The 23,216-nt window shown below is 68.4% G+C and carries 21 protein-coding genes and 1 pseudogene; 7 read left to right on the top strand and 15 right to left on the bottom strand.

Translation table 11 applies throughout. The features are described 5' to 3' along the window. Positions 1 to 12: 12 nt before the first annotated feature. From AC5Y2S_RS08620 to AC5Y2S_RS08595, 6 genes are all read right to left on the bottom strand, one after another. Positions 13 to 1,020, bottom strand: a complete 1,008-nt coding sequence (locus AC5Y2S_RS08620; RefSeq protein ID WP_499902106.1) for a VWA domain-containing protein — start codon at positions 1,018 to 1,020, stop codon at positions 13 to 15. Beyond that, positions 1,017 to 1,970, bottom strand: a complete 954-nt coding sequence (locus tag AC5Y2S_RS08615; RefSeq protein WP_499902107.1) for a DUF58 domain-containing protein — start codon at positions 1,968 to 1,970, stop codon at positions 1,017 to 1,019. Before AC5Y2S_RS08615 ends, AC5Y2S_RS08620 begins: the two co-directional genes overlap by 4 nt. After that, on the bottom strand, positions 1,967 to 3,097 hold the full coding sequence (moxR1, locus tag AC5Y2S_RS08610) for a chaperone MoxR1 (RefSeq protein ID WP_499955429.1): 1,131 nt from the start codon (positions 3,095 to 3,097) through the stop codon (positions 1,967 to 1,969). Before moxR1 ends, AC5Y2S_RS08615 begins: the two co-directional genes overlap by 4 nt. Positions 3,098 to 3,208: 111 nt before the next feature. After that, positions 3,209 to 3,940 (bottom strand): NlpC/P60 family peptidoglycan endopeptidase RipB, encoded by a 732-nt coding sequence (gene ripB, locus AC5Y2S_RS08605; RefSeq protein WP_499955427.1) that lies wholly within the window; start codon positions 3,938 to 3,940, stop codon positions 3,209 to 3,211. Positions 3,941 to 3,964: 24 nt separating this feature from the next. After that, positions 3,965 to 5,398: an NlpC/P60 family peptidoglycan endopeptidase RipA gene (ripA, locus tag AC5Y2S_RS08600; RefSeq protein ID WP_499955425.1), complete on the bottom strand. Its 1,434-nt coding sequence runs from the start codon at positions 5,396 to 5,398 to the stop codon at positions 3,965 to 3,967. Between the two features lie 247 nt (positions 5,399 to 5,645). Beyond that, positions 5,646 to 6,188 carry an Rv1476 family membrane protein gene (locus tag AC5Y2S_RS08595; protein ID WP_499955423.1) on the bottom strand — a complete coding sequence of 181 codons (543 nt, stop codon included), beginning with the start codon at positions 6,186 to 6,188 and terminating at the stop codon, positions 5,646 to 5,648. Between the two features lie 186 nt (positions 6,189 to 6,374). Between AC5Y2S_RS08595 and AC5Y2S_RS08590 the strand changes: the two genes are divergently transcribed. Both AC5Y2S_RS08590 and AC5Y2S_RS08585 read left to right on the top strand, forming a co-directional pair. After that, entirely contained in the window at positions 6,375 to 9,188 is a 2,814-nt protein-coding gene (locus AC5Y2S_RS08590; protein ID WP_499955421.1) for an aconitate hydratase, read from the top strand. Between the two features lie 12 nt (positions 9,189 to 9,200). Continuing rightward, positions 9,201 to 9,782 (top strand): TetR/AcrR family transcriptional regulator, encoded by a 582-nt coding sequence (locus tag AC5Y2S_RS08585; RefSeq protein WP_499902113.1) that lies wholly within the window; start codon positions 9,201 to 9,203, stop codon positions 9,780 to 9,782. Positions 9,783 to 9,820: 38 nt separating this feature from the next. Here the strand turns inward: AC5Y2S_RS08585 and AC5Y2S_RS08580 are convergent, their stop codons facing one another. The 4 genes from AC5Y2S_RS08580 to AC5Y2S_RS08565 all read right to left on the bottom strand — a co-directional run bounded on the left by AC5Y2S_RS08580 (position 9,821) and on the right by AC5Y2S_RS08565 (position 13,317). Beyond that, positions 9,821 to 10,027: a helix-turn-helix domain-containing protein gene (locus AC5Y2S_RS08580; RefSeq protein WP_499902617.1), complete on the bottom strand. Its 207-nt coding sequence runs from the start codon at positions 10,025 to 10,027 to the stop codon at positions 9,821 to 9,823. 92 nt (positions 10,028 to 10,119) lie between these two features. Further along, on the bottom strand, positions 10,120 to 11,748 hold the full coding sequence (locus AC5Y2S_RS08575) for an ABC-F family ATP-binding cassette domain-containing protein (RefSeq protein ID WP_499902114.1): 1,629 nt from the start codon (positions 11,746 to 11,748) through the stop codon (positions 10,120 to 10,122). 21 nt (positions 11,749 to 11,769) lie between these two features. Next, entirely contained in the window at positions 11,770 to 12,579 is an 810-nt protein-coding gene (locus AC5Y2S_RS08570; protein ID WP_066929503.1) for an enoyl-CoA hydratase, read from the bottom strand. A gap of 24 nt (positions 12,580 to 12,603) precedes the next feature. Next, on the bottom strand, positions 12,604 to 13,317 hold the full coding sequence (locus AC5Y2S_RS08565; RefSeq protein ID WP_499955419.1) for a GAP family protein: 714 nt from the start codon (positions 13,315 to 13,317) through the stop codon (positions 12,604 to 12,606). A gap of 343 nt (positions 13,318 to 13,660) precedes the next feature. On the opposite strand from AC5Y2S_RS08565, the gene AC5Y2S_RS08560 reads away from it, so the two are divergent. Beyond that, positions 13,661 to 15,103: a condensation domain-containing protein gene (locus AC5Y2S_RS08560; RefSeq protein ID WP_499955417.1), complete on the top strand. Its 1,443-nt coding sequence runs from the start codon at positions 13,661 to 13,663 to the stop codon at positions 15,101 to 15,103. Here the strand turns inward: AC5Y2S_RS08560 and trxA are convergent. Beyond that, positions 15,100 to 15,459, bottom strand: a complete 360-nt coding sequence (gene trxA / locus AC5Y2S_RS08555) for a thioredoxin (RefSeq protein ID WP_499902118.1) — start codon at positions 15,457 to 15,459, stop codon at positions 15,100 to 15,102. The genes AC5Y2S_RS08560 and trxA overlap by 4 nt on opposite strands. A gap of 189 nt (positions 15,460 to 15,648) precedes the next feature. On the opposite strand from trxA, the gene AC5Y2S_RS08550 reads away from it, so the two are divergent. The 3 genes from AC5Y2S_RS08550 to AC5Y2S_RS08540 all read left to right on the top strand — a co-directional run bounded on the left by AC5Y2S_RS08550 (position 15,649) and on the right by AC5Y2S_RS08540 (position 19,335). Next, positions 15,649 to 16,593 (top strand): PE family protein, encoded by a 945-nt coding sequence (locus tag AC5Y2S_RS08550; protein ID WP_499955415.1) that lies wholly within the window; start codon positions 15,649 to 15,651, stop codon positions 16,591 to 16,593. Positions 16,594 to 16,682: 89 nt separating this feature from the next. Next, the gene (locus tag AC5Y2S_RS08545) at positions 16,683 to 18,512 is read left to right on the top strand and encodes an acyl-CoA dehydrogenase (protein WP_499955413.1); all 1,830 of its coding nucleotides are present in this window, start codon (positions 16,683 to 16,685) and stop codon (positions 18,510 to 18,512) included. A 58-nt stretch (positions 18,513 to 18,570) separates the two neighbouring features. Further along, a complete protein-coding gene (locus AC5Y2S_RS08540; RefSeq protein WP_499955411.1) occupies positions 18,571 to 19,335 on the top strand; it encodes a DUF5666 domain-containing protein in 765 nt (254 codons plus the stop codon). 15 nt (positions 19,336 to 19,350) lie between these two features. On the opposite strand, the gene AC5Y2S_RS08535 is transcribed toward AC5Y2S_RS08540, so the two are convergent. Further along, a complete protein-coding gene (locus AC5Y2S_RS08535) occupies positions 19,351 to 20,505 on the bottom strand; it encodes an alpha/beta hydrolase family protein (RefSeq protein ID WP_499955409.1) in 1,155 nt (384 codons plus the stop codon). A gap of 86 nt (positions 20,506 to 20,591) precedes the next feature. Here AC5Y2S_RS08535 and AC5Y2S_RS08530 point away from each other — a divergent pair, with 86 nt between their 5' ends. Further along, positions 20,592 to 21,176: a TetR/AcrR family transcriptional regulator gene (locus AC5Y2S_RS08530; RefSeq protein ID WP_499955407.1), complete on the top strand. Its 585-nt coding sequence runs from the start codon at positions 20,592 to 20,594 to the stop codon at positions 21,174 to 21,176. On the opposite strand, the gene AC5Y2S_RS08525 is transcribed toward AC5Y2S_RS08530, so the two are convergent. The 3 genes and pseudogenes from AC5Y2S_RS08525 to AC5Y2S_RS08515 form a co-directional block, all read right to left on the bottom strand. Continuing rightward, positions 21,173 to 21,520 carry a metal-sulfur cluster assembly factor gene (locus tag AC5Y2S_RS08525; protein ID WP_067014712.1) on the bottom strand — a complete coding sequence of 116 codons (348 nt, stop codon included), beginning with the start codon at positions 21,518 to 21,520 and terminating at the stop codon, positions 21,173 to 21,175. The two genes, AC5Y2S_RS08530 and AC5Y2S_RS08525, sit on opposite strands and share 4 nt — an antisense overlap. Further along, positions 21,501 to 21,984: pseudogene (sufU, locus tag AC5Y2S_RS08520) on the bottom strand (Fe-S cluster assembly sulfur transfer protein SufU); the annotation flags it as partial. The gene AC5Y2S_RS08525 and the pseudogene sufU, both read right to left, overlap by 20 nt. Then, positions 21,981 to 23,216, bottom strand: coding sequence for a cysteine desulfurase (locus AC5Y2S_RS08515; RefSeq protein WP_499955405.1), 1,236 nt, complete (start codon positions 23,214 to 23,216; stop codon positions 21,981 to 21,983). The pseudogene sufU and the gene AC5Y2S_RS08515, both read right to left, overlap by 4 nt.

The following is a 23,216-nucleotide window of genomic DNA, read 5'->3' as shown; positions in this document are numbered from 1 at the left end:
TACGCGCCAAAACTAGGTCGGCAATCGCCGGTTGATCAGCAGCGCCGCCAGCCCCGCGAGCGCCAGAACCAGCGCACCCAGCCGCAGCCAGCCCGAGCTGGCATCACCCTTGATCGTCTCGTAGCCGATCTGCTGCTGCAGCGACGCGTAGACGGCCTTCAGCTCGGCCAGGCTCGCGGCGTTGTACCAGTTCCCGCCGGAGAGCTCGGCGACCTTCTTCATGGTCGAGTCGTCGACGGGTACGGGCTGGCGCTGATCGTTGATCTCGACGAACCCGTAGGGGGTTCCGAACGAGATCGTCGAGATCGGCACCCCCTGGTCCTTGGCGGTACGCGCGGCGGTGAAGGCGCCCTTGGGGTTGTCCGGGTTGGTCGGCATCGTCTCCTTGCCGTCGGAGAACAACACGATGCGCGCGGGCGGCGGCGTGTCGCCGCCGCCGATCACCGCGCCCACGGTGGCGATCGCCTGCAACGCGGTGAAGATGCCCTCCCCGGTGGCGGTGCGGTCGGCGAACTGGAGCTTGTCCAGCGCGTTCTTGGTCGCCTCCCGGTTGGTCGTCGGCGACACCAGCACGGTCGCGGTGCCCGCGTACTCGATCAGGCCGAGGTTGATCCCCGGGGTCAGCTCGTCGGCGAACGCCTTGGCGGCCTCCTGCGCGGCCGCCATGCGGTTGGGCGGGACGTCGGTGGCGCGCATCGACTGCGACACGTCGATCACCAGCATCACCACCGCGCGATTGCGGGGAATCCGGACGTCGTTCGTCGGCCCCGCCATCGCGATCGTGAACAGCACCAGCGCCAGCACCAGCAGGATCGCCGGCAGGTGTCGCCAGCGCGAGGGGCGTTGCGGCGCAACGCTTTCCAGCAGTTCCATGTTGGCGAACCGCAGCATCCGCCGCTGCCGCGCCAACTGCAGCACGATGTACAGCGCGGCCAGCCCGACCGCCGCGAAGAGGAAAAGGAAAAACCACGCGTGCGCGAAGCCCGACAGCGTCATCGGGCCCAGCAGGGGCAGTGTCACTGCCGGCCCGCCAGCGCCCCGCGCCGGCGGGACTCGACGAAGCGGACGATGTCGGCGATCCAGTCCCTGTCGGTGCGCAGCGTCAGCACCGGGGCCCCGCAGCTGCGGATGGTGCGGGACACCTCCGCGCGGTGCGCCGCGGCCGCCTTGGAGAAGTCGTCACGCAGCTGGGCGTCAATGGTGAATTCCCGGGTGACGCCGGTTTCGGCGTCCTGCAACACGACGTCGCCGATGTCGGGCAGCTCGACGTCGCGCGGGTCGAGCACCTCGATCGCCAGCACCTCGTGGCGGGCCGCGATCGCCCGAAGCGGGCGCATCCAGTTGATGGGGCCGAGGAAGTCGCTGATGATGACGGCCATTCCGCGGCGGCGTTCGGGCCTGCGCAGCGCGTCGATCGCGGTCGCCAGATCGCCGCGCACCCCCACCGGCGCCTTCGGCGTGGTGGCGATGGTGCGCAACAGCGTCTGCTCGTGCTGGCGCCCGGAGCGGGCCGGGACCCGGGTGATGGTCGCGCCGGTGGCGATGATCGCGCCCAGCCGGTTACCGCCGCCGCTGTTGAGGAAGGTGATCGCCGCCGCGGCGGCCACCGCCAGGTCGCGCTTTTCGCACACCGTCGTACCGAAGTCCAGGCTGGCCGACATGTCGACCACCATCCAGGTCTCCAGTTCGCGGTCGGCGATCATCTGCCGGACGTGCGGGTGCATGGTCCGCGCGGTGACGGCCCAGTCCATCCGCCGGACGTCGTCGCCCGGCTGGTACTCGCGCGACTCCCCCGGCTCGGTGCCCGGCCCCGGGATCAGGCCGAGATGATCGCCGTGCAGCACGCCGTCGAGCTTGCGCTTGACCGTGAGCTCGAGCTGGCGCAGCGCCGCCGACAGCTTCGGGTCGTCGATCTGCCCGCGCTCGAACGATGGCGGATGACGCACCGCGGGCTTCTGGGGGTCGGTCACCGACCGCTAGCCGCCACGGTCTGCATCACCGGGGGGACCGAATGACCTTGCTGCGGAACGGCATTCACCTGCGGCAGGGCCACCGTCTGCAGAATCCGGTTGATGACGATCTCCGGCGAGATCTCGTCGGCGAGCGCATCGTAGGTGAGTATCAACCGGTGCCGCAGCACGTCCGGAATGACCTCGACGACGTCCTGCGGGATCACGTAGTCGCGGCCACGCACCAGCGCCAGCGAGCGGGCGCCGGCGATGATGCCCAGCGAGGCGCGCGGTGACGCGCCGAACGAGACCCAGGTCTTGACGTCGTTCATGCCGAGTTGCTCGGGGTTACGGGTGGCGGTGACGACCCGCACCACGTAGTCGACCAGCGCGTGGTGGACGAAGACGTTGGACGCGATGTCCTGCAGCCGCAGCAGGTCGCCGGTGTTCAGGATCTGCTTGGGGACCGGCGGCTTGACGCCCATCCGGTAGATGATCTCCCGCTCCTCCTCCGGCGTCGGGTAGCCGACGTTGATCTTGAACAGGAAGCGGTCGCGCTGGGCCTCGGGCAGCGGGTAGACGCCCTCGTGCTCGATCGGGTTCTGCGTGGCCATCACCAGGAACGGGTTGGGCAGCGGGAAGGTCTTGCCGCCGATCGAAACGTGGCGTTCCTGCATGACCTCCAGCAGCGCCGACTGCACCTTCGCCGGCGCGCGGTTGATCTCGTCGGCCAGCAGGAAGTTGACCACCACCGGGCCGAGTTCGGTGTCGAACTCCTCCTTGCCCTGCCGGTAGATGCGGGTACCGATGATGTCGGTGGGCACCAGGTCGGGGGTGAACTGGATGCGGGCGAACGACCCGCCGACCACCCGCGCGAACGTCTCCACGGCCAGCGTCTTGGCGACGCCGGGAACGCCCTCGAGCAGGACGTGCCCCTTGGACAGCAGGCCGACCAGCATGCGCTCAACGAGCTGGTCCTGCCCGACGATGATGCGCTTGACCTCGAAGATGGCCCGCTCGAGCGTGTGGACCTCGGCGGCCAGGCCGTTACCGCCACCCGGGGGCGCCTCGTGGGCAGGAGGGCCGGAGGGACCACCCTGGCCCGGGTAACTGCTGGCGCCCGGGGGCGGCCCACCTGCTGATGTCATCAAGAACCCTCCACGCTCAAAACGGACACGACTGCCGGGCAGCGACGTGCCCTGGACCAACTATTCCAGGCCTGCCGGTTTCCGTCGACGCCGCGGCTACCTGGCCTGCGATCAGTACTCGATGATCCTAGTCAGGAACGGCGTCATGCCGGGCTTGCGCACCGGGCTGACGGTGACGTGGCCGGCGAGGCTCGACGCCTCCAGCATCTGGCCGTTGCCCAGGTACATGGTGACGTGCTGGCCGCCGTTCGGCCCGTAGAAGATCAGGTCGCCGCGCCGGGCCTGATCCGGGGGAATGTGGCGCCCGGCGTTGTACTGGTCACCGGAAAACCGCGGGATCAGCACCCCGACACCGGCGAAGCCGTAGCGCATCAGACCCGAGCAGTCGAAGCCGTTGATGTTGGCGCCGTCGCCGACGCCCTTGCTGGGCCCGTCCAGCGAACCGCCACCCCACGAATACGGCACGCCCATCTGCGAACCCATCCGCTTGATCACGTACTCGATCGCCTGCCGGCCGTAGACCCGCGGGATCTTGCCGCCGGGGTTGGTTGGGGTCGCCGCGGTGGGCGCCGGGTCGCCCCCCAGGTTGATCCCGAGCCCGCCGAGAAATTGCTTGCCCAGGTCCATCGTGGTCTGCGCGGCCTGGGCGGTGGCCTGCAGCGAGGCGTTGGCGACGGCGAGCGGATCGCCGGGCGCGCCGGCGCTGATGGTGGCCGGCAGGGTGGGATCCCACCCGGGGTCGGCGCTGGCCACGGGAGCCGGCGCGGCGACAGACAACATCAGCCCGGTCACCATTGCGGTGATGCAGGCCAGGTTGGTCAGGCGAAACCGTTTGCGGCGCATAGCTCCTCGTTCAGTAATCGATCGTCACCACTCGATGTAGCGGACCACATACGGCGTCATCCCACTGGTGCGCACGGGCGCGACGCGAACCTTCAAACCGATGTCGGGGGCCTCGAGCATCTGGCCGTCGCCGAGGTAGAGCGTCACGTGCTGGCTGCCGCCCGGTCCGTAGAAGATGACGTCGCCGCGGCGCATCTGCGACGACGGGATCTTGCGGCCCAGGTTGTACTGCGAACCCGAGTAGTGCGGCAGCTTGATGCCCACGCCGGCGAACGAGTACAGGACCAGACCCGAACAGTCGAAGCCGGTGATCCCGGCACCGGAGTCGATGCCCTTGCTGGGCCCCGCCGCGTTGCCGCCACCCCACGAATAGGGCACGCCGAGCTGCGACATGCCGCGCCGGATCACGTACTCGGTGGCCTGCCGCCCGTACACCCGGGGGATGCGGCCGGCGGTGCCGCCGGGTGCCGCATTGGTGATACCCGTGTCGTCGGGCTTGAGGATGCCCAGCTGCTGCAGGAAGCTGCGGCCCATCCCGGCGGTGACCTGCGTCGAGGTCGCCGAGATGCCCAGCACCTGGTTGATCACAGCGATCGGGTCACCGGGGACGTTGGCGCTGGCCACCATGGGCAGCGTCGGGTCCCACAGGCCGTCCCACCGGCGGCCGCCGGTGGGCGGGGCGCCGGCGGGTGACCCCGGATCCCACCGGTCACCCGAGAGCGGGACGGCGGATCCACCATGCCCCGCAGACCATTCGCGCTGGGCCGCTTCGAGTTTCGCCTGGGCCTGGTCCCGCTCGGCGGCCAGCCGGGTGGCCTGCTCGCGCTGGTCGTTGAACTTGCGCTTGGAATCGGTGAGCGCGGCCACCGCGGCGTCCTGGCTCGCCTTCGCGTCGGCGGCGGCCTTGTCGGCCTTCTGCTTGGCCAGCCGCGCGGCCGACTCCTTGTTGACCTGCTCGGTCCGGGCCCGCTGCAGCTTGTCCATTACCGCCTGCGAGCTCGCGGTCAGGGTCTCGGCGGCGCTCTCGGTCGCGATCATCTCTTCGGGGCTGGTCGCGGTCAGGTAGCTGCCCGACGGCCCGTTCATGTAGGTGGCCGCCGCGAAGGTGTTGAACCGGTGCTGCGCGGCGGCGATCGCCGCGTTGGCGTCTTTGACCCCCTGCTGGCTGGCCTCGACGTCGTGCTCGGCGGCGGTGGCGGTGTCGCGCGCGGTCTCCACGTCGACCAGCGCCTTGTTGACGCTCTCCTGCTCGGTCTGGATCTCGGCGGTCAGGTCTTCCAGGCGCTGGTTGGCCTTGGCGACGTTGGCGATCAACGCGGCCATGCTGTCGGCGGCGGGGTCGGCGTCGGCCAGACCCGGAGTGCACATCAACATGGCCACGCTCAGCACCGACGGAGCGACCGGCCGGAGCAGCCTGGCGGCCGGTCGCGCAGACGATGCCCAGCGCATACGTCTCATTCGGCAGGTCTCCTACGGCTCAACGCGGACGGGCGGCGCCAGGCACGGCCTTTCTGAAAACGCCATAAACAACACGAGCACCATTTGCACCGTACGTCACATATGACGCCGTGGAAACGCTCGTCACAAACTGCACTCTTGACGTGCGTTTAATGTGACCGAACGGTGACCTGCGAGGTTTGCCGCTGGAAATCGCGGGCGACGGCCCGACGAGGCGGCTCGCGCCGGACCCGCGTGTCAGGGGCCGTTACTGGGCGTCGCCGGCCGTTTCGGCCGTCGGATCCGGCGCGCCGGCCGGCGTTGCTGCGCGCTTGGCGCGCAACTGCAGAAATCGGGTACCCACGGCCGCCGCGAGCACGGCGATCAGGAGGAAGATGGTCAGCCCCGTCCAGGGGAACTCGGGCGTATTCAGCTCGTGCAGGAAATGCTGCGCCGAGACCACCGGGTTGCCCGTCTTGGCGTTGTCCTCGCCGGCCTCGAGCGTGACGCGCGGGAATTGCGTGCTGTAGGTACCGACGTAACTCGGGCTCAGCGTCAGGACGGTGGCGTCGTGATAGTCGGCGCCGACGACGGTGGAGATGTCGCGCAGGGGGGTGTCGTTCGGCGGGTTGTGGTCGAGCAGGACGATCTTGAGGTTGATGCCGTCGGCGTGCGCCTGGTTGACGACGTCGATCAGCCCGGGCATGGCCGCCGGCGGCGCGCTGACGCCGTTGGCGGCGACCTGAGCCTTGATCGCGGTCATGTCGACGTCCACCGGAATGTAGAGCGGCAGAAACGAGTGCCCGGTCATGCCGACACTGTAGTGCGATCGTAGGCGCGGATTCTCTCAGCCCGCTGGGGGTTTAATCCCGCGCCGCGCGCGACAAGACTGGAACGGCGGGCACCCCGCCGTAATACAGGACAAGCGTACTGTTAAAGTGACACCGCACCGCCGACATGGCCCGTCGGCGGAAGAACTTAATCCTTGGGAGTTGAAGTGACTGATTCTGTGAACTCGTTCGGAGCCCGCGACACCCTCAAGGTCGGCGACAACAGTTACCAGATCTACCGCCTGGATGCCGTCCCCAATACCGAGAAACTCCCCTACAGCCTCAAGGTCCTGGCCGAGAACCTGCTGCGCAACGAGGACGGCAGCAACATCACCAAGGACCACATCGAAGCCATCGCCAACTGGGATCCCAAGGCGGAGCCAAGCATTGAGATCCAGTACACGCCGGCCCGCGTGGTGATGCAGGACTTCACCGGCGTGCCGTGCATCGTCGACCTGGCCACCATGCGCGAGGCCGTCGGCGACCTCGGCGGCAACCCGGACAAGGTCAACCCGCTGGCCCCCGCCGACCTGGTGATCGACCACTCGGTGATCGCCGACCTGTTCGGCCGCCCCGACGCGTTCGAGCGCAACGTCGAGATCGAATACCAGCGCAACGGCGAGCGCTACCAGTTCTTGCGTTGGGGCCAGGGCGCTTTCGACGACTTCAAGGTGGTGCCGCCGGGCACCGGCATCGTGCACCAGGTCAACATCGAATACCTGGCGAGTGTGGTGATGACCCGCGACGGGGTGGCCTACCCGGACACCTGCGTGGGCACCGACTCGCACACCACGATGGTCAACGGCCTCGGCGTGCTCGGCTGGGGCGTGGGCGGCATCGAGGCCGAGGCAGCGATGCTGGGCCAGCCGGTGTCGATGCTCATCCCCCGCGTCGTCGGCTTCAAGCTGACCGGCGAGATCCAGGCCGGCGTCACGGCCACCGACGTCGTGCTGACGGTGACCGAGATGCTGCGCAAGCACGGCGTCGTCGGCAAGTTCGTCGAGTTCTACGGCGAAGGCGTGGCCGAGGTGCCGCTGGCCAACCGTGCCACCCTGGGCAACATGAGTCCCGAATTCGGTTCCACCGCAGCCATTTTCCCGATCGACGAGGAGACCATCTCCTACCTGCGCTTCACCGGCCGCAGCGACGAACAGCTGGCCCTGGTCGAGGCGTACGCCAAGGAACAGGGCATGTGGCACAACCCCGAGCACGAGCCGGCCTTCTCCGAATACCTCGAACTCGACCTGTCTGACGTGGTGCCGTCGATCGCCGGCCCCAAGCGCCCGCAGGACCGCATCGCGTTGTCGGACGCGAAATCCACGTTCCGCGAACAGATTCCCACCTACGTCGGCGACGACCCCGACAAGAAGGACTACTCGAAGCTCGACGAGGCCGTCGACGAGACGTTCCCGGCGAGCGACCCGGGGGCGCTGGAGAACGGTCACGCGGACGACGCCCCGAAGGTGGAATCGGCCGCCAAGCACGCGAAGGGCCGGGTGAGCAGCCCGGTGACGGTCCGCTCGGACGAACTCGGCGAGTTCGTGCTCGATCACGGCGCGGTGGTGATCGCGGCGGTCACCTCGTGCACCAACACCTCCAACCCGGAGGTGATGCTGGGCGCGGCGCTGCTGGCCCGCAACGCCGTCGAGAAGGGGCTGGCCGCCAAACCGTGGGTGAAGACCACGATGGCGCCGGGCTCCCAGGTGGTCCACGACTACTACGACAAGGCCGGCTTGTGGCCGTATTTGGAGAAGCTCGGCTTCTACCTGGTCGGCTACGGCTGCACCACGTGCATCGGCAACTCCGGCCCGTTGCCCGACGAGATCTCCAAGGCGATCAACGACAACGACCTTTCGGTGGCGGCCGTCCTGTCCGGCAACCGGAACTTCGAGGGCCGCATCAACCCGGACGTGAAGATGAACTACCTGGCGTCGCCGCCGCTGGTGGTGGCCTACGCGCTGGCCGGGACCATGGACTTCGACTTCGAGTCCCAGCCGCTGGGGACAGATAAAGAGGGCAAGGATGTCTATTTGAAAGACATCTGGCCGTCGCAGCAGGACGTCTCGGACACCATCGCCTCGGCGATCAGCCAGGAGATGTTCACCAAGAACTACGCCGACGTGTTCAAGGGCGACGAGCGCTGGCGCAACCTGCCGACCCCCAGCGGCAACACCTTTGAGTGGGACCCGGATTCGACGTATGTCCGCAAGCCCCCGTACTTCGACGGCATGTCGGCCGATCCGGCGCCGGTCTCGGACATCTCCGGGGCCCGGGTGCTGGCGCTGCTGGGCGATTCGGTGACCACCGACCACATCTCCCCTGCCGGCAGCATCAAGCCGGGCACGCCCGCGGCGCAGTACCTCGACGAGCACGGCGTGGACCGCAAGGACTACAACTCCTTCGGTTCGCGGCGCGGCAACCACGAGGTGATGATTCGCGGCACCTTCGCCAACATCCGACTGCGCAACCAGCTGCTGGACGACGTCGCCGGCGGCTACACCCGTGACTTCACTCAGGACGGCGGCCCGCAGGCGTTCATCTACGACGCGGCGCAAAACTATGCGGCACAGAACATTCCGCTGGTGGTGCTGGGCGGCAAGGAGTACGGGTCGGGCTCGTCACGCGACTGGGCGGCCAAGGGCACGCTGCTGCTGGGTGTGCGGGCGGTGATCGCCGAGTCGTTCGAGCGCATCCACCGGTCCAACCTGATCGGCATGGGCGTCATCCCGCTGCAGTTCCCGGAGGGCAAGACCGCCGGGGACTTGGGGCTGGACGGCACCGAGGTCTTCGACATCACCGGCATCGAGGCGCTCAACGACGGCAAGACGCCCAAGACGGTGAAGGTCAAGGCCGCCAAGGAGGGTGGCGACCCGATCGAGTTCGACGCGGTGGTGCGCATCGACACCCCCGGCGAGGCCGACTACTACCGCAACGGCGGCATCCTGCAGTACGTGCTGCGCAACATGCTCAAGTCCGGCTAACGCGGGCCGCCGGTGCCAAAAGTCAGCGAGGACCATCTGGCGGCTCGCCGCCGCCAGATCCTCGACGGTGCCCGCCATTGTTTCGCCGAATACGGCTACGACAAGGCGACGGTGCGTCGGCTGGAGAAGGCGATCGGGATGTCGCGCGGCGCGATCTTCCATCACTTCCGGGACAAGGACGCGTTGTTCTTCGCGCTGGCGCACGAGGACGCCGAGCGGATGGCCGACGTGGCGTCCCGCGAGGGCCTGATCCAGGTGATGCGCGACATGCTTGCCGCGCCCGACCAATTCGACTGGCTCGCGACCCGGCTGGAGATCGCGCGAAAGCTGCGCAACGATCCCGTGTTCAGCCAGGGCTGGGCGGATCGCTCCGCCGAACTGGCGGCGGCGACGACCGATCGGCTACGCCGGCAGAAAGAGGCGCACCGGGTGCGCGACGACGTTCCCGGCGACGTCCTGCAGTGCTACCTAGAGCTGGTTCTCGACGGCTTGGTGGCCCGGCTGGCGTCCGGCGAGGATCCGCGCCGGCTGTCCGCGGTCCTCGATCTGGTGGAAAAGTCGGTGCGGCGCAAGGAAGCTGGGGCGCAGGCGTAACGCCACTGCGAATAAGGGGACGTGATTTCGCAGTGACGCTACGCCCGCGGGGACTGGCGCCGGGCCGAAGTGTGGTTGGGGCCGCCGCGGCCGCGCAGCGTGGTGCCGGACTCGAGCAGCATGCTGTGAACCGACCCGTAGGACCTGCCGGTGGTGGCCACCAGGTTGCGGATGCTGGCGCCGCCCTCGTACGCGTTGCGCAGTTCGTGCAACATCTGCTCGCGCGTCTTCTTCGGCCTTCTCACTGCGGTCTTCAAGGTCCCCTCCATGCTCCGGGCTCGATCCCCAAGCACATAGAGTAAGAAGCCGTCGTCGGCCGCGGGCCGATTCGGCGAAATCACGCCAGTTCGATGAGATCCCGGTAGTCCTCGGACCAGTAGTCCTCGGTGCCGTCGGGCAACAGCACGACGCGTTGCGGGTCGAGGGCCTCGGCCGCGCCCGGGTCGTGGGTCACCAGCACCACCGCGCCCAGGTAGCTGCGCAGCGCGTCGAGCACCTGTTCGCGCGACGCCGGATCGAGGTTGTTGGTGGGCTCGTCGAGGAGCAGCACGTTGGCCGTCGACGCCACCAGGCCGGCCAGCGCGAGCCGGGTCTTCTCCCCCCCGGAGAGGGTGCCCGCCGGTTGGTCGAGCTGCGGACCGCTGAACATGAACGCGCCGAGCAGGCCGCGTAGCTCCTGCTCGCCCGACTCGGGCGCGGCGTGCCGGATGTTCTCCCAGACGGTCGCGTCGTTGTCGAGCGTGTCGTGCTCCTGCGCGAAATACCCGATCCGCAAGCCATGTCCGGGCTCGAGCCCCCCGCTGTCGGGGGTTTCGACGCCGGCCAGCAGGCGCAGCAGCGTGGTCTTGCCCGCGCCGTTGAGACCCAGCACGACAACGCGCGAGCCGCGGTCGATGGCCAGATCGACACCGCTGAACACCTCGAGCGACCCGTACGACTTGGAAAGGCCCTTGGCGACCAGCGGGGTGCGCCCGCACGCGGCCGGGGTGGGGAATTTGATCCGGGCCACCTTGTCGGCGACCCGTTCCTCGTCGAGCGCCGCCATCATCCGATCGGCGCGGCGCAACATGTTCTGCGCCGCAACGGCTTTCGTGGCCTTGGCGCCCAGCTTGGCGGCCTGCGTGCGCAGCGCGGCGGCCTTGCGCTCGGCGTTGGCGCGTTCCCGGCGGCGACGCTGCTCGTCCGTCGCCCGGGCGTCCAGGTACTTCTGCCAGCCCATGTTGTAGACGTCGACCTCGCCGCGCACCGCGTCCAGGAACCACACCCGGTTGACGACGTCGGCCAGCAGCTCGACGTTGTGGCTGATGAGCACCAGCCCGCCGGTGTGCGCCCGCAGGAAATCGCGCAGCCAGCCAAGCGAATCCGCGTCGAGGTGGTTGGTCGGCTCGTCGAGCAGCAAGGTGGTCGACGAGCCCGCCCCGCTATCGGAGGCGGCGAACAGGATGCGCGCCAGCTCAACGCGGCGGCGCTGCCCGCCGGACAGCGTGCGCAGCTGCTGGGTCAGCACCCGTTCCGGCAGGCCGAGACTCGCGCAGATGCGGCCGGCCTCGCTCTCGGCGCCGTAGCCGCCCAACGCCACGAACCGCTCCTCGAGCTGCCCGTAGCGACGGATCGCGCGGTCCCGCGCGTCGTCGTCGGCGACCTCGGCCATCAGCGCCTGCTGCTTCTCGAGGTCGGTGAGCAGGACGTCCAGCCCGCGCGCCGAGAGGACCCGGTCGCGGGCCAGCACGTCGAGATCGCCCTCTTTGGGATCCTGTGGGAGGTAACCGATTTCGCCGATCTGGGCCACCGATCCCGCGTAGGGTTGGCTCTCCCCCGCCAGGATGCGCAGGGTCGTCGTCTTGCCCGCCCCGTTGCGGCCCACCAGCCCGATGCGGTCGCCGGGCTGCACGCGCAGGTCCGGGCCGTCGGGTGAGAGCAAGATGCGCGCACCAGCGCGGACCTCGAGGTCCGTGGCCGTGATCACATCTACTCCCTGGGGTGCTGGCTATTTCTCGTCGGTGAAAACCGGCGGCCGCTTCTCCGCGCGCGCGGCAACCGCTTCCTCGAAGTTGGCGGTGAGCAGGCGGACGAAGAGCTGTCCTAGGCCTTCGGCTTGCATGTGCCCCTCCAGGCTACCGGCGTCGAGCCCACTCCACAGCGTGCGCTTGGTCAACTCGGTTCCCGGCCGCGAGAACGCCGCGATCCGCGCGGCGATCGCGTAGCAGGTGTCCAGCAGCTGGGCCTCCGGCACCTGACAGGACACCAGCCCGATCCGCTCGGCCTCCTCGGCGCTGACGTCGCGGCCGGTCAGCATGATCTCGAACGCGCGCGACGACCCGATCGCCCTGGGCAGCAGGTACGACAGGCCCAGTTCGCTGGCGGTCAGGCCGTTGTTGATGCCCGCGGCCCGGAAGTAGGCGCTGGTGGAGGCCACCCGGATGTCGGCGGCCAGCGCCAGGCACAGTCCGCCGCCGATGGCGGGGCCGTTCACCGCGGCGATCACCGGTTGGTGCAACCGGCGCAGCCCCAGGATCACGTCGTCGAGCAGCTCCATCGAGCGCAGCGCGTAGGTCGGGCGGGTCAGCCCGGCGACGTGGGGCACCGTGCCCGCGGACTTGTGATCGGCGCCCGAGGAGAACCCCCGGCCCGCCCCGGTCAACACCACGACGCGCACGGAGTTGTCGTAGGTGACCTTCTCCAGCGCCTCTTTGAGCGGCACCATGACGTCGAACGCCATGGAGTTCATCCGCTCGGGCCGATTGAGGGTTATCAGCGCGACGCCGGGCCGCGGTTGCTCTACCAGTACCAGACTCACCCGAGAAAGGTAGCGTGCCCCGGCTCAGACGTGGCCCATGCCGGTGGTCATCAGGAAAACCCCCAGCACTGCCACCGCGACCCCGAGGACCGCCCGCCTGCGGGCCTGCACCCAGTCGTGCACCCGCGACATCATCGCGCCGGTGCGCGCCGGCGCCGCCAGATGGCAGATCAGCGGGACCTCGGCAAACGCCAGGCCAACCAGCGTGTACGCCGCCGCCGCGCTGACCTGGGTGCCCAGGGCGGCCCCTGAGGCCAGGATCACGGCGAGCGCCGCCAGGTAGCGGAAGTCGGTCGTTATCCCCACCCCGACCAGGAAGGTGATCCAGGGCGGGCCGGACCGCAGCGCTCGTACGGCGCGCGTCGACACGCGGGACAAAGCCGTGGGTTCGGCCCGGTTCAGGGGAGCCCCGGCGGGCACCGCAACGGGTCGGCGCACCGAAAAGCCGACCGCGATCGCGCCGGCGATCACCAGCGCGAGCAGGCCCATCGCGACCTGAATCTGCCCCGCCGTGGAGCTCGAGCTGGCAACCTCCACCCGGTCCATCACCCCGAGCACGACGTCGTGCAGCCCCACGAGGGCGCCCAGAGCCAGGGCGACACCCACCGCCACCCCGCCCAGCCAGAGAGCAAAGAGGTGCAGCACCGGCCGTCGCCGCGAAAACAGCAGCAGGGCGATCCCAATCCGCCCCGGGTCCACCCCCGCGACCAGCGCCAACGCCAGCACCGTGCCCCACATGGGCGCGACTCTACCGCGAGCGGGCCGGGTCGCGTTCGCACTTCCAGGCGATTGAACCGCGACCGCGTAGCTCGCGTTTCTCGGCACGCGACCGTACGTTAAATGTCGTGCAAACGCCGCACGTGGCTTGGTTTGGTCTGCTATCTTTAGCCACCATTGGGCGCGTGCCAGCTACGCCCGTTGAGATGTCTTGCGCGGGCGACAGCAGCAGGGGCATTGGCGCGCAAATATATTGTCCCGCAACCGAATCCGACCAATGGAGGCAGGAACGCCGTTCGGCAAAGCAAATGGTAGAGCTATGAATCCGCTGTGTCCAGGCGATGAGGCAGACTAGGGAGGGAATGTGTTCATCCCAGGAGAAGAGGCGTTCGGGGCCATCCACGATTGGTCGCCCGAGCCTGGCTCGATCGTGTGCTGGCATCCCTCGCCGGCCGCGCTCGCCAAGGTCCGGCAGGCCCCGGCGAGCCCTGTTCCTCCCAGCCATCAGCAAGCCCGTCACCTGCGTAATTTCGTCGACCACGCGGGCCGTGGGGTGGACATGTCGCGGCTGTGCATCGGCAGCTGGGACATGCCCGGCCGCTGCGACATCCGGGTGCTGACCTACGTCATCAACGCGCACCTTCGGCGGCACGACACATATCACAGCTGGTTCGAATTTGCCGACGGCGACCGGATCCTGAGGCACACCGTTCCCAATCCCGCCGACATTCAATGCGTTCCGATCAAGCACGACATGACGCCGGAGGAATTCCGCGAGCACATCGTGGCCACGCCGAGCCCGTTGGACTGGGACTGCTTCCGCTTTGCCGTAATTCAGCGCGCGGATCACTTCACCTTCTGCTTTTCCATCGACCATCTGTACATCGACGCGCAGTTCCTCGGTGCGATGCGCATGGAGCTGTATCTGATGTACACATCGCTGCTGGCCGGCGGTGCGCCGCCGGCCCTTCCGGCCCCGGGCAGCTACGAGAACTACTGTGTCCAGCAACACGAGTACACGTCCGCCCTGACGCTGGAGTCCCCGCAGGTGCAGGCCTGGGTCGACTTCTTCGAACAGAATGACGGCACCCTGCCGGAATGCCCGGTGTCGCTCGGCGACGGGTCGGGGGCCTGCGACCTGATGTTCTTGCGGCTGATGGACGAGCAACAGACGGCCGATTTCGAATCCGCGTGCATCGCGGCGGGCGGCCGCTTCAGCGGCGGGGTGTTCGCCGCCGCCGGCCTCGCGCAATACGAATTGACCGGCGCCGAAACGTATTACGGGCTGATTGCGTGCGACACCCGCAGTTCCCGGGCCGAGTTTCTGACGATCGGCTGGTTCACCGGTTTCGTCCCGATCACCATTCCCGTCGGTGGGTCATCGTTCGGTGCCGCCGTGCGGGCCGCGCAGCAGTCGTTCGATTCTGGTAAGGCCCTGGCGAACGTGCCGTTTTCCCGGGTGCTGGAGCTGGCGCCGTGGCTGAGCATGCCCCAGGGGCGGGTTCCCCTGCTGTTCCACCTCGACGCCAGCAGCCCTCCCCTATCCACCATCGTCAAGGCGGAATGGGGTGGCTCCAACATCAAGATTCACCACGACGGCGGGGTTCCGGCGCGGTTCGATTTGCGCGTCAACCGGTACGAGAACGAGACGCACGCCATGGTGTTCTTCCCCGACAATCCCGTTGCGCGGGAATCCGTCACCCGTTACCTCGAGACGCTGAAATCCATTTATCTCCGCGTCGCCGAAGGCCGCGTCAGCGCGGCAGCGCCTTGGGATGTCGCCGCGCCGCAGCGGCAACTCGTTTAGGCCTGCTCGGATTGGGCGGCCTCGGCCGCGTCCACGTCGAACGCCTTGATCTGCTGAACCAAGTCCTCCAGCGCCGCCGGCGGTAGCGCACCGGCCTGGTTGAACAGCAGCTTGCCCTTCTTGAAGGCCATCAGCGTCGGGATGGACCGGATCTGAGCGGCCGCGGCGAGCTGTTGCTCGGCCTCGGTGTCGACCTTGGCGTAGACGATGTCGGGGTGCTCCTCCGACGACGCGTGGAACGTCGGCGCGAACTGGCGGCATGGGCCACACCAGGAGGCCCAGAAGTCCACCAGCACGATGTCGTTGCCCTCGATGGTCTCGTTGAACTGCGCCGCAGTGAGATCGCGTGTCGTCACAATGCTCCTAACGTAGGCGATCGGCGTGATGTTCCCGCTGAGTTTACGACCGCCGACGCCCGCGACTAACTCGCTTGGACCGCGCGACCTCATTGAATCCGGCCCCGCAATGAAATTCATTGGTGTCCATACCCGCCGAAAAGGCGATACGATTTTGCGGTCGCTGACACTTCACCGGGGAGGTCCGAGATGTCATTTTTGGTCGCAGATACGGCGTTGGTTTCGGGGGCAGCCGACGATCTGGCGCGCCTCGGTTCGACAATCAGCGAGGTCAATTCCGCGGTGGCAGCCCAGACGACCACGTTGGCCTCGGCGGGAGCCGACGAGGTGTCCTCCGCCATCGCGGCGGTGTTCGCGGCGCACGGCCAGAGCTATCAGGCGCTGAGCGCCCAGGTTGCGGCCTTTCACGACCAATTCGTGCAAAACATGGTCGGCGGCGCGCAGGCCTATACCGCCGCAGAAGCCGCCAACACCAACCCCTTGAAGCCGCTGTTCGACGCGATCAACGCACCCAGCCGGGCGCTGTTCAACCGCCCGCTGATCGGCAACGGAAACAACGGCACCGCGCCCGGCCAGAACGGCGAGGACGGCGGCATCTTGTTCGGCAACGGCGGCAACGGTGCGGCCGGCAACGCCGCCGTCCCGGCCGGCGGCAAGGGCGGCGACGCCGGACTCATCGGCAACGGCGGCCTGGGCGCCGCCGGAGGGCCCGGCGGGACCGGCGGCGCCGGCGGCAACGGCGGGTTCCTGTGGGGCAACGGCGGCGGCGGCGGCGCCGGCTTCGCCGGCGGCGGCGCGGGGGGCAGGGCGTGGCTGCTAGGTAACGGTGGCCTCGGGGGCAACTCGCTTTCCTTCGGCGGCGGCGGGAATGGCGGAGCCGGCGGGTTCTTGGTCGGCGACGGCGGCGCCGGCGGCGGCGGCGGAACCACCAGCAATGGCGGGGTCGGCGGCCAGGCCGGCCTGGTGGGCAACGGCGGGGACGGCGGCAACGGCGGGACGGTGACCGGCAACGGCGGAAACGGCGGCAACGCGCTGTTGGTCGGCAACGGCGGCAACGGCGGCCACGCTCTGGGCACGCCCGGTCTCGGGGGCAATGGTGGGCTGCTGTTCGGCATGAAGGGCAAGAACGGGTAACCGCCCAGGTTACGGTTGCGTACGTTTTCCCCACTCGGAGAGACTGAGCCCGACGAACGGGTTGATCGGCCTAAGTGGAGGGGAATGCGTTGGGCCACTACATCGCTAACGTCCGCGATCTCGAGTTCAACCTGTTCGAGGTTCTTGAGCTAGGTGCCGTGCTCGGCACCGGAAGTTTCAGCGACCTTGACGAGGACACCGTCCGAACGATCCTGGCCGAGGCCGCGCGGCTGGCGGAGGGGCCGGTCGCGGAGTCCTTCGCCGCCGCCGACCGCAATCCGCCGGTGTTCGACGCGGCCACGCATTCGATCAGCGTGCCCGACGAGCTGGCCAAGACGGTGCGGGCGATCAAGGAGGCGGGGTGGTGGCGGCTGGGCCTGGCGGAGGAGATCGGCGGCATGCCCGCGCCGCCGCCGCTGGCCTGGGCGGTCAACGAAATGATCCTGTGCGCCAATCCGTCGGCGAATTTCTTCAACTTCGGCCCGTTCATGGCGCAGGCGCTCTACGAGGAGGGCAACGAACAGCAACGCCAGTGGGCGGCGGTGGGCGTGGAGCGCGGATGGCAGGCCACCATGGTGCTCACCGAGCCCGACGCCGGATCCGACGTCGGGGCGGGCCGCGCCAAGGCCATCCAGCAACCGGACGGCACCTGGCACATCGAGGGCGTCAAGCGGTTCATTTCCGGCGGCGACGTCGGCGATACCGCCGAGAACATCTTCCACCTCGTGCTGGCCCGCCCGGAGGGCGCCGGCCCGGGCACCAAGGGGTTGAGCCTGTTCTATGTGCCCAAGTACCTGTTCGACCCCGAAACGTTCGAATTAGGTTCCCGCAACGGGGTTTTCGCCACCGGGCTGGAACACAAGATGGGCATCAAATCCTCGCCGACGTGCGAACTGACCTTCGGCGACGGCGACGTGCCCGCGGTCGGCTACCTGGTCGGCGATGTACACAACGGGATCGCGCAGATGTTCACCGTGATCGAGCAGGCCCGCATGACGATCGGGGTGAAGGCCGCCGGCACCCTGTCCACGGGCTATCTGAACGCGCTGGCCTTCGCCAAGGAGCGCGTGCAGGGCGCCGACCTCACCCAGATGACCGACAAGACCGCGCCGCGGGTGACGATCATGCACCACCCCGACGTGCGTCGCAGCCTGATGACCCAGAAGGCGTACGCCGAGGGGCTGCGCGCCCTTTACATGTATGCCGCCGCGCACCAGGATGCGGCTGTGGCGCAACGGGTTTCGGGTGCCGACGCCGACATGGCGCACCGCATCGACGACCTGCTGCTGCCGATCGTCAAGGGGGTGAGCTCGGAGCGGGCCTACGAGATCCTGACCGAGTCGCTGCAGACGCTGGGTGGCTCGGGCTTCCTGGTCGACTATCCGCTCGAGCAGTACATTCGCGACTCCAAGATCGATTCGCTCTACGAGGGCACCACCGCCATCCAGGCGCTGGATTTCTTCTTCCGCAAGATCGTCCGCGACCACGGCCAGGCGCTGCAGTTCCTGGTGGCACGGATCAGCCAGACCATCGACACCTGCGACGAGGCACTCAAACCGCAGGCCGAGCTGGTGCAGGCCGCGCTCGACGAGGTCACCGCGATGACGGGCGCGCTGACCGGCTACCTGATGTCGGCCACCCAGCACCCGACCGAGATTTACAAGGTGGGGCTGGGCTCGGTCCGCTACCTGCTCGCGGTCGGCGACCTGGTCATCGGCTGGCGGTTACTGGTGCAGGCCGGCGTCGCCCGGGCCGCGCTGGCCGACGCGCCCTCCGCGAGCGACAAGAGCTTCTACCAGGGCAAGATCGCGACGGCGACGTTCTTCGCCAAGAACATGCTGCCCAGGCTGGCCGCGCAGCGCAGGGTCCTCGAGTCCATCGACGACGACATCATGCGGGTGTCCGAAGACGCGTTCTGACTGTTCACAGTTCCGGCACAGCTCGAGCGGGTACACCTTTTCGTGGTCCAACTCACGAATGGGGGAAACGTTGATATCAGCAAGCCGATTCGCCATCCTCGCCGCCACGGGCGCCGCCGCGCTGTCCGTCGCCGCCTGCGGTTCGTCGAACCAATCGAGCCCGACGTCGACGTCCACCTCTACCTCGACGGTCACCTCGACGACCACGTCCCAGCCGCCCGCCCAGGGCGAAGCCAAGGTCAGCGGCCTGATCGCGTCGGTGGCGGGCAACTCGATCCGGGTCACCAAGTACGACAACAGCAGCGCCGCCGTCAACTTCACGTCCACGACCAAGGTCACGGAGGTGGGCCCGGCCACGCTGAGCGACGTCAGCCAGGGGAGTTGCGTCACCGTGCGGCCCACCAAGGAGATCCAGAGCGGGCAGCCGACAACCGCGGCGTCGGTCCGGGTCAGCCCCTCCGTCAACGGCACCTGCCCCCCGGCAAAAGGATCCGGGCAAAGTTCCACCACCACGCCGCCCCCGGGTTCGCCGTCGCCGGCGCCCGCCAAGCCGAAGCCGTTGGTCGGCTCGGTCGCTTCGGTGGCCGGGAACACCATCACCGTCGCGGGCACCGACGCTAGCGGTAACAGCACGCAGACGCCGGTGACCGTCGACGATCAGACCAAGTACTCCAAGCTGGCGACCGCCACGCCCGACGCGATCGCGCAGGGCAAGTGCGTCACCGCGCGCGGCAGCCTGGACAACGGCGGCACGCTGCAGGCGACGAGCATCAACGTGCGGGCGGCCGTCGACGGTAAATGCCCGGGCAAGCCGCGCGGGTGATCCCCCCTTCCACCTCTAGCCGACGAGGGTCTCGTCGAGCCAGTCGAACAGCCGCTGATGGAACAGGGTCATCGCGCCCTCGTGGCAGTGTTCCTCGGCGCCCTCGGCGGCGGTGAACTTCAGCAGCGTCTTCGGGCAGCGCAGCGCGTCGTAGAGCTTTTGCGGCTGCCCCTGGAAGAACTGGTCTCGTTCGGCCTCGCAGACCAGCGTCGGACAGGTGATCTGGTCAACGACGGTCGTGAGGTCGTACTTGGCGAATGCGTCGGCCAACTCCCCGATGTCCGCGACGCCGAGCGTCCACAGGCCGTTGAGGAGCGCCCAGCGCAAGGAGGTCGGCACTTGGTCGGGGTGGGCGATCGCCGCGTCGATCACCGCGGTGGGCGGAAGCGCCGAGGCGAAGTCGAAGACGCCGTCGTAGGCGACGCACGCGGCGATCCTCTTGTCGAACGCCGCCGCCCGCGGGGCGAGGTAGCCGCCCATGCTCATCCCGAGCAGCGCGATCCGGTGGATGTCGACCCCGGGCAGCGTGACGGCGACGTCGAGAACCGGGGTGACCACGGCCTCCCAGTCGTGGCGGAACGGCAATTTGTGGACCCGCAGCGCCGCCCCCTGGCCGGGGCCCTCGAAGATCAGGCAGTTCCAGCCGTGCCTGCGGGCCGCCTCCCCCACGGCGAAGAACATCTCTTCGACCGTCGAGTCGAAGCCGCCGTGCGCGACCAGCGTCGGGCCGGGCTCGTCGCCGCTGACATTGAGGTAGTAGCCGCTCAGCTCGATGCCCTGGTAGGGAATGCCGACCCGTTGCCAGTGCTCCCCGACCTCGGGCGCGGCCCGGAACGCCTTGATCGCGCGCGCCGAGGTGTCCGCCACCCGCGGGTCGTTGACCGGGTCGTCGCGCAGGTAGAACTCGGCAGTCCGGTAGTAGTTCGCGGCCCGCAGGTAGGCGCTGCTGGCGCTGACCGAGTGCCCCTTGGCGGCACAATCGTCGGCGATGCCGGCGATCCGGTCCGCCATGGCTTTCCATTCCCGGTGCCAGGACTCCCAGTCGCCCGGCGTGATCCGCGCCGCGGTGGCCATCACCTCACCGATGTCCGCCCCGCCGTAGACGGTGTATCCGACGGCCCGCAACGTCTCGAACGAGAACGACTCGTCGGTGTCGAACATAAATCGCATGGCCATTCCCTTATCGCAAGTTGACTTGCAATAGCCTCTCACTCGGCGGCGCGTAACGCAAGATGAGTTGCGATAGACTCGGGCGCATGGCATCGGCTGTGTCGCACCGGCGCGGGGAACACGTGCGCCAGATCGTGCTGGACGCCGCGTTCGACGAACTCGTCGAGAACGGCGTCGAGGCCGCGACGGTCGCGGGCGTGGCGCGCCGGTGCGGCGTCCACGAGACGACCGTCTACCGCCGCTGGACTACCCGGGAAAACCTCTTGGTCGACGCCATGCTGACGCGCGGCGCCCATTCGATCCCCGACCCGGACACCGGATCCACCCGCGACGATCTGCTGGCCGTCGCCCGCTCCCTCGCCGCGTACCTCAACTCCGCGGCCGGGAAGGCGGTGCTCTACGCGGGAACCCTGCGCGCCGATCCCGACTACGACAGGGCGCGCCTCGCCTTCTGGGAGGGCCGCATCGAGGCGCTCACGCCCGTCGTGCAGCGCGGCGTCGCGCGCGGGGACCTGCGTACCGAAGCCGACCCGCGGCTGGTGCTGGGGATGTTGCTGACGCCGCTGCAGGGCCGGGTCCTGTTCTCCGACGAGCCGATCCCCGACGACATGCCCGAATGCCTCGTCGAGATCCTGCTCGACGGGGCCGCCGCCCGCCCGGGCGGCGCCTAGACGGTGAAGCCGAGGGCGCGCAACTGTTCGCGCCCGTCCTCGGTGATCTTGTCGGGGCCCCATGGCGGGTTCCACACCCAGTTGATCCGCAGGTCGTCGACCAGGCCGCTGCCGACCAGCGCGCTGCGCGACTGGTCTTCGATGACGTCGGTCAGCGGGCAGGCCGCCGACGTCAACGTCATGTCGATCAGGGCGACGGTCCCCTCGTCGCCCTCTTCCACGTTGAGGCCGTAAACCAGCCCGAGGTCGACGACGTTGATGCCCAGTTCGGGGTCGACGACGTCGCGCATCGCCTCCTCCACGTCGGCGAGGAACTCGTCGCTCGGTGCGGTGGTTTCGCTCATTTCTGGTCCTCCTCAAAACCCGCACTCGCCTGAGCCAGTGCGTCCTTGAAAGCCATCCACCCCAGCAGCGCGCATTTCACCCGCGCCGGATATTTGGCGACTCCCGCGAAGGCGACCCCGTCGCCCAACACGTCCTCGTCGCCTTCGATCGTGCCGCGCGAGGACACCATCTCGCTGAACGCGGTGAGGGTCTTCAGCGCCTCGCCGACGCTGCGGCCGATCACCTGCTGGGTCAGCACCGACGTCGACGCCTGGCTGATCGAACAGCCCTGCCCGTCATACGAGACGTCGGTGACGGTTTCGCCGTCATCGGACAGGGCGACCCGCAGGGTGATCTCGTCGCCGCAGACCGGGTTGACGTGGTACACCTGCGCGCCGAACGGCTCCCGCAGCCCGCGGTGCTGCGGATGTTTGTAGTGATCGAGGATCACGTCCTGATAGATCTGTTCGAGACGCAACGTCACTCTCTCCCAAAGAAATCCAGCGCGCGTCGCACGCCGGCTACCAGGCGATCCACCTCGTCGAGGGTGTTGTAGACCGCGAACGACGCCCGCGCGGTCGCCGCCACGCCGAACCTGCGGTGCAGCGGTAACGCGCAGTGGTGACCCACCCGCACCGCAACGCCGTCGTCGTCGAGCACCTGGCCGACGTCGTGGGCGTGCACGCCGTCGACGACGAAGGCCACCGGCGAGCCCCGGTTCTCCGTCGACGTCGGGCCGACGATGCGCAGGCCGTCGATGCCGGACAGGCCCTCGATGGTCGCGGCCACCAGCTCGCGCTCGTGGGCTTCCACGGCGTCCATGCCGATCGCGCCGAGGTAGCGTGCGGCGGCGGCCAATCCGACCACCTGGGAGGTCATCGGGGTGCCGGCCTCGAAGCGCTGCGGTGGCGCCGCGTAGGTGCTGACCTCCATGGTCACCGTCTCGATCATCGACCCGCCGGTGAGGAAAGGGGGCGCGGCGGACAGCAGTTCGCCACGCCCGTACAGCACGCCGATCCCGTTGGGGCCCAACATCTTGTGGCCCGAGAACGCGCCGAAGTCGACGTCGAGGGCGTGGAAGTCAACCGGCTGGTGCGGCACCGACTGGCAGGCGTCCAGCACGGTCAGCGCGCCCACGGCCTTGGCGCGGCCGACCAGTTCGCCCACCGGCGCCAGCGCCCCGGTGACGTTGGAATGGTGGCTGAACGCAACGACTTTGACCCGCTCGTCGAGCTGGAGCGAGTCGAGATCGATGCGCCCGTCATCGGTCACGCCGTACCAGCGCAACGTCGCCCCGGTGCGCCGGGCCAGCTCCTGCCACGGGACCAGGTTGGCGTGGTGCTCGAGCTCGGTGGTGACGATGACGTCGCCGGGCCCGACGGCACGCTGGAAACGGTTGTCGCCCAGGACGTATGACACCAGGTTGAGCGCCTCGGTGGCGTTCTTGGTGAATACCAGTTCGTCGGCGTCGGCGCCGACGAAGGCCGCGATGTCGGACCGGCCCTGCTCGTAGGCGTCGGTGGCCTCCTCCATCAGCTGGTGCGCGCCGCGGTGCACCGCGCCGTTGGAGGTCAGCAGGAACTCCCGCTCGGCGTCGAGCACCTGCAGCGGACGCTGCGAGGTCGCGCCGGAATCGAGGTATGCCAACTGATTTCCCCCGCGCATGATGCGCTTGAGGATCGGGAAGTCGGCACGGACGGCCGCGACGTCCAACAT

The sequence above is a fragment of the Mycobacterium sp. NGS69 genome, from assembly GCF_059812165.1.
This window is presented reverse-complemented; position numbering and strand designations above follow the sequence as displayed.

Excerpts from the sequence above, each read along its gene's own strand:
- AC5Y2S_RS08535 (WP_499955409.1), bottom strand. The coding sequence starts at position 20,505 with ATGCGATTTATGTTCGACACCGACGAGTCGTTCTCGTTCGAGACGTTG.
- ripA (WP_499955425.1), bottom strand. The coding sequence starts at position 5,398 with ATGAGACGTATGCGCTGGGCATCGTCTGCGCGACCGGCCGCCAGGCTG.
- AC5Y2S_RS08515 (WP_499955405.1), bottom strand. The coding sequence starts at position 23,216 with ATGTTGGACGTCGCGGCCGTCCGTGCCGACTTCCCGATCCTCAAGCGC.
- AC5Y2S_RS08565 (WP_499955419.1), bottom strand. The coding sequence starts at position 13,317 with ATGTGGGGCACGGTGCTGGCGTTGGCGCTGGTCGCGGGGGTGGACCCG.
- AC5Y2S_RS08595 (WP_499955423.1), bottom strand. The coding sequence starts at position 6,188 with ATGACCGGGCACTCGTTTCTGCCGCTCTACATTCCGGTGGACGTCGAC.
- AC5Y2S_RS08525 (WP_067014712.1), bottom strand. The coding sequence starts at position 21,520 with ATGAGCGAAACCACCGCACCGAGCGACGAGTTCCTCGCCGACGTGGAG.
- AC5Y2S_RS08530 (WP_499955407.1), top strand. The coding sequence starts at position 20,592 with ATGGCATCGGCTGTGTCGCACCGGCGCGGGGAACACGTGCGCCAGATC.
- AC5Y2S_RS08550 (WP_499955415.1), top strand. The coding sequence starts at position 15,649 with ATGTCATTTTTGGTCGCAGATACGGCGTTGGTTTCGGGGGCAGCCGAC.
- ripB (WP_499955427.1), bottom strand. The coding sequence starts at position 3,940 with ATGCGCCGCAAACGGTTTCGCCTGACCAACCTGGCCTGCATCACCGCA.
- moxR1 (WP_499955429.1), bottom strand. The coding sequence starts at position 3,097 with ATGACATCAGCAGGTGGGCCGCCCCCGGGCGCCAGCAGTTACCCGGGC.
- AC5Y2S_RS08540 (WP_499955411.1), top strand. The coding sequence starts at position 18,571 with ATGGGGGAAACGTTGATATCAGCAAGCCGATTCGCCATCCTCGCCGCC.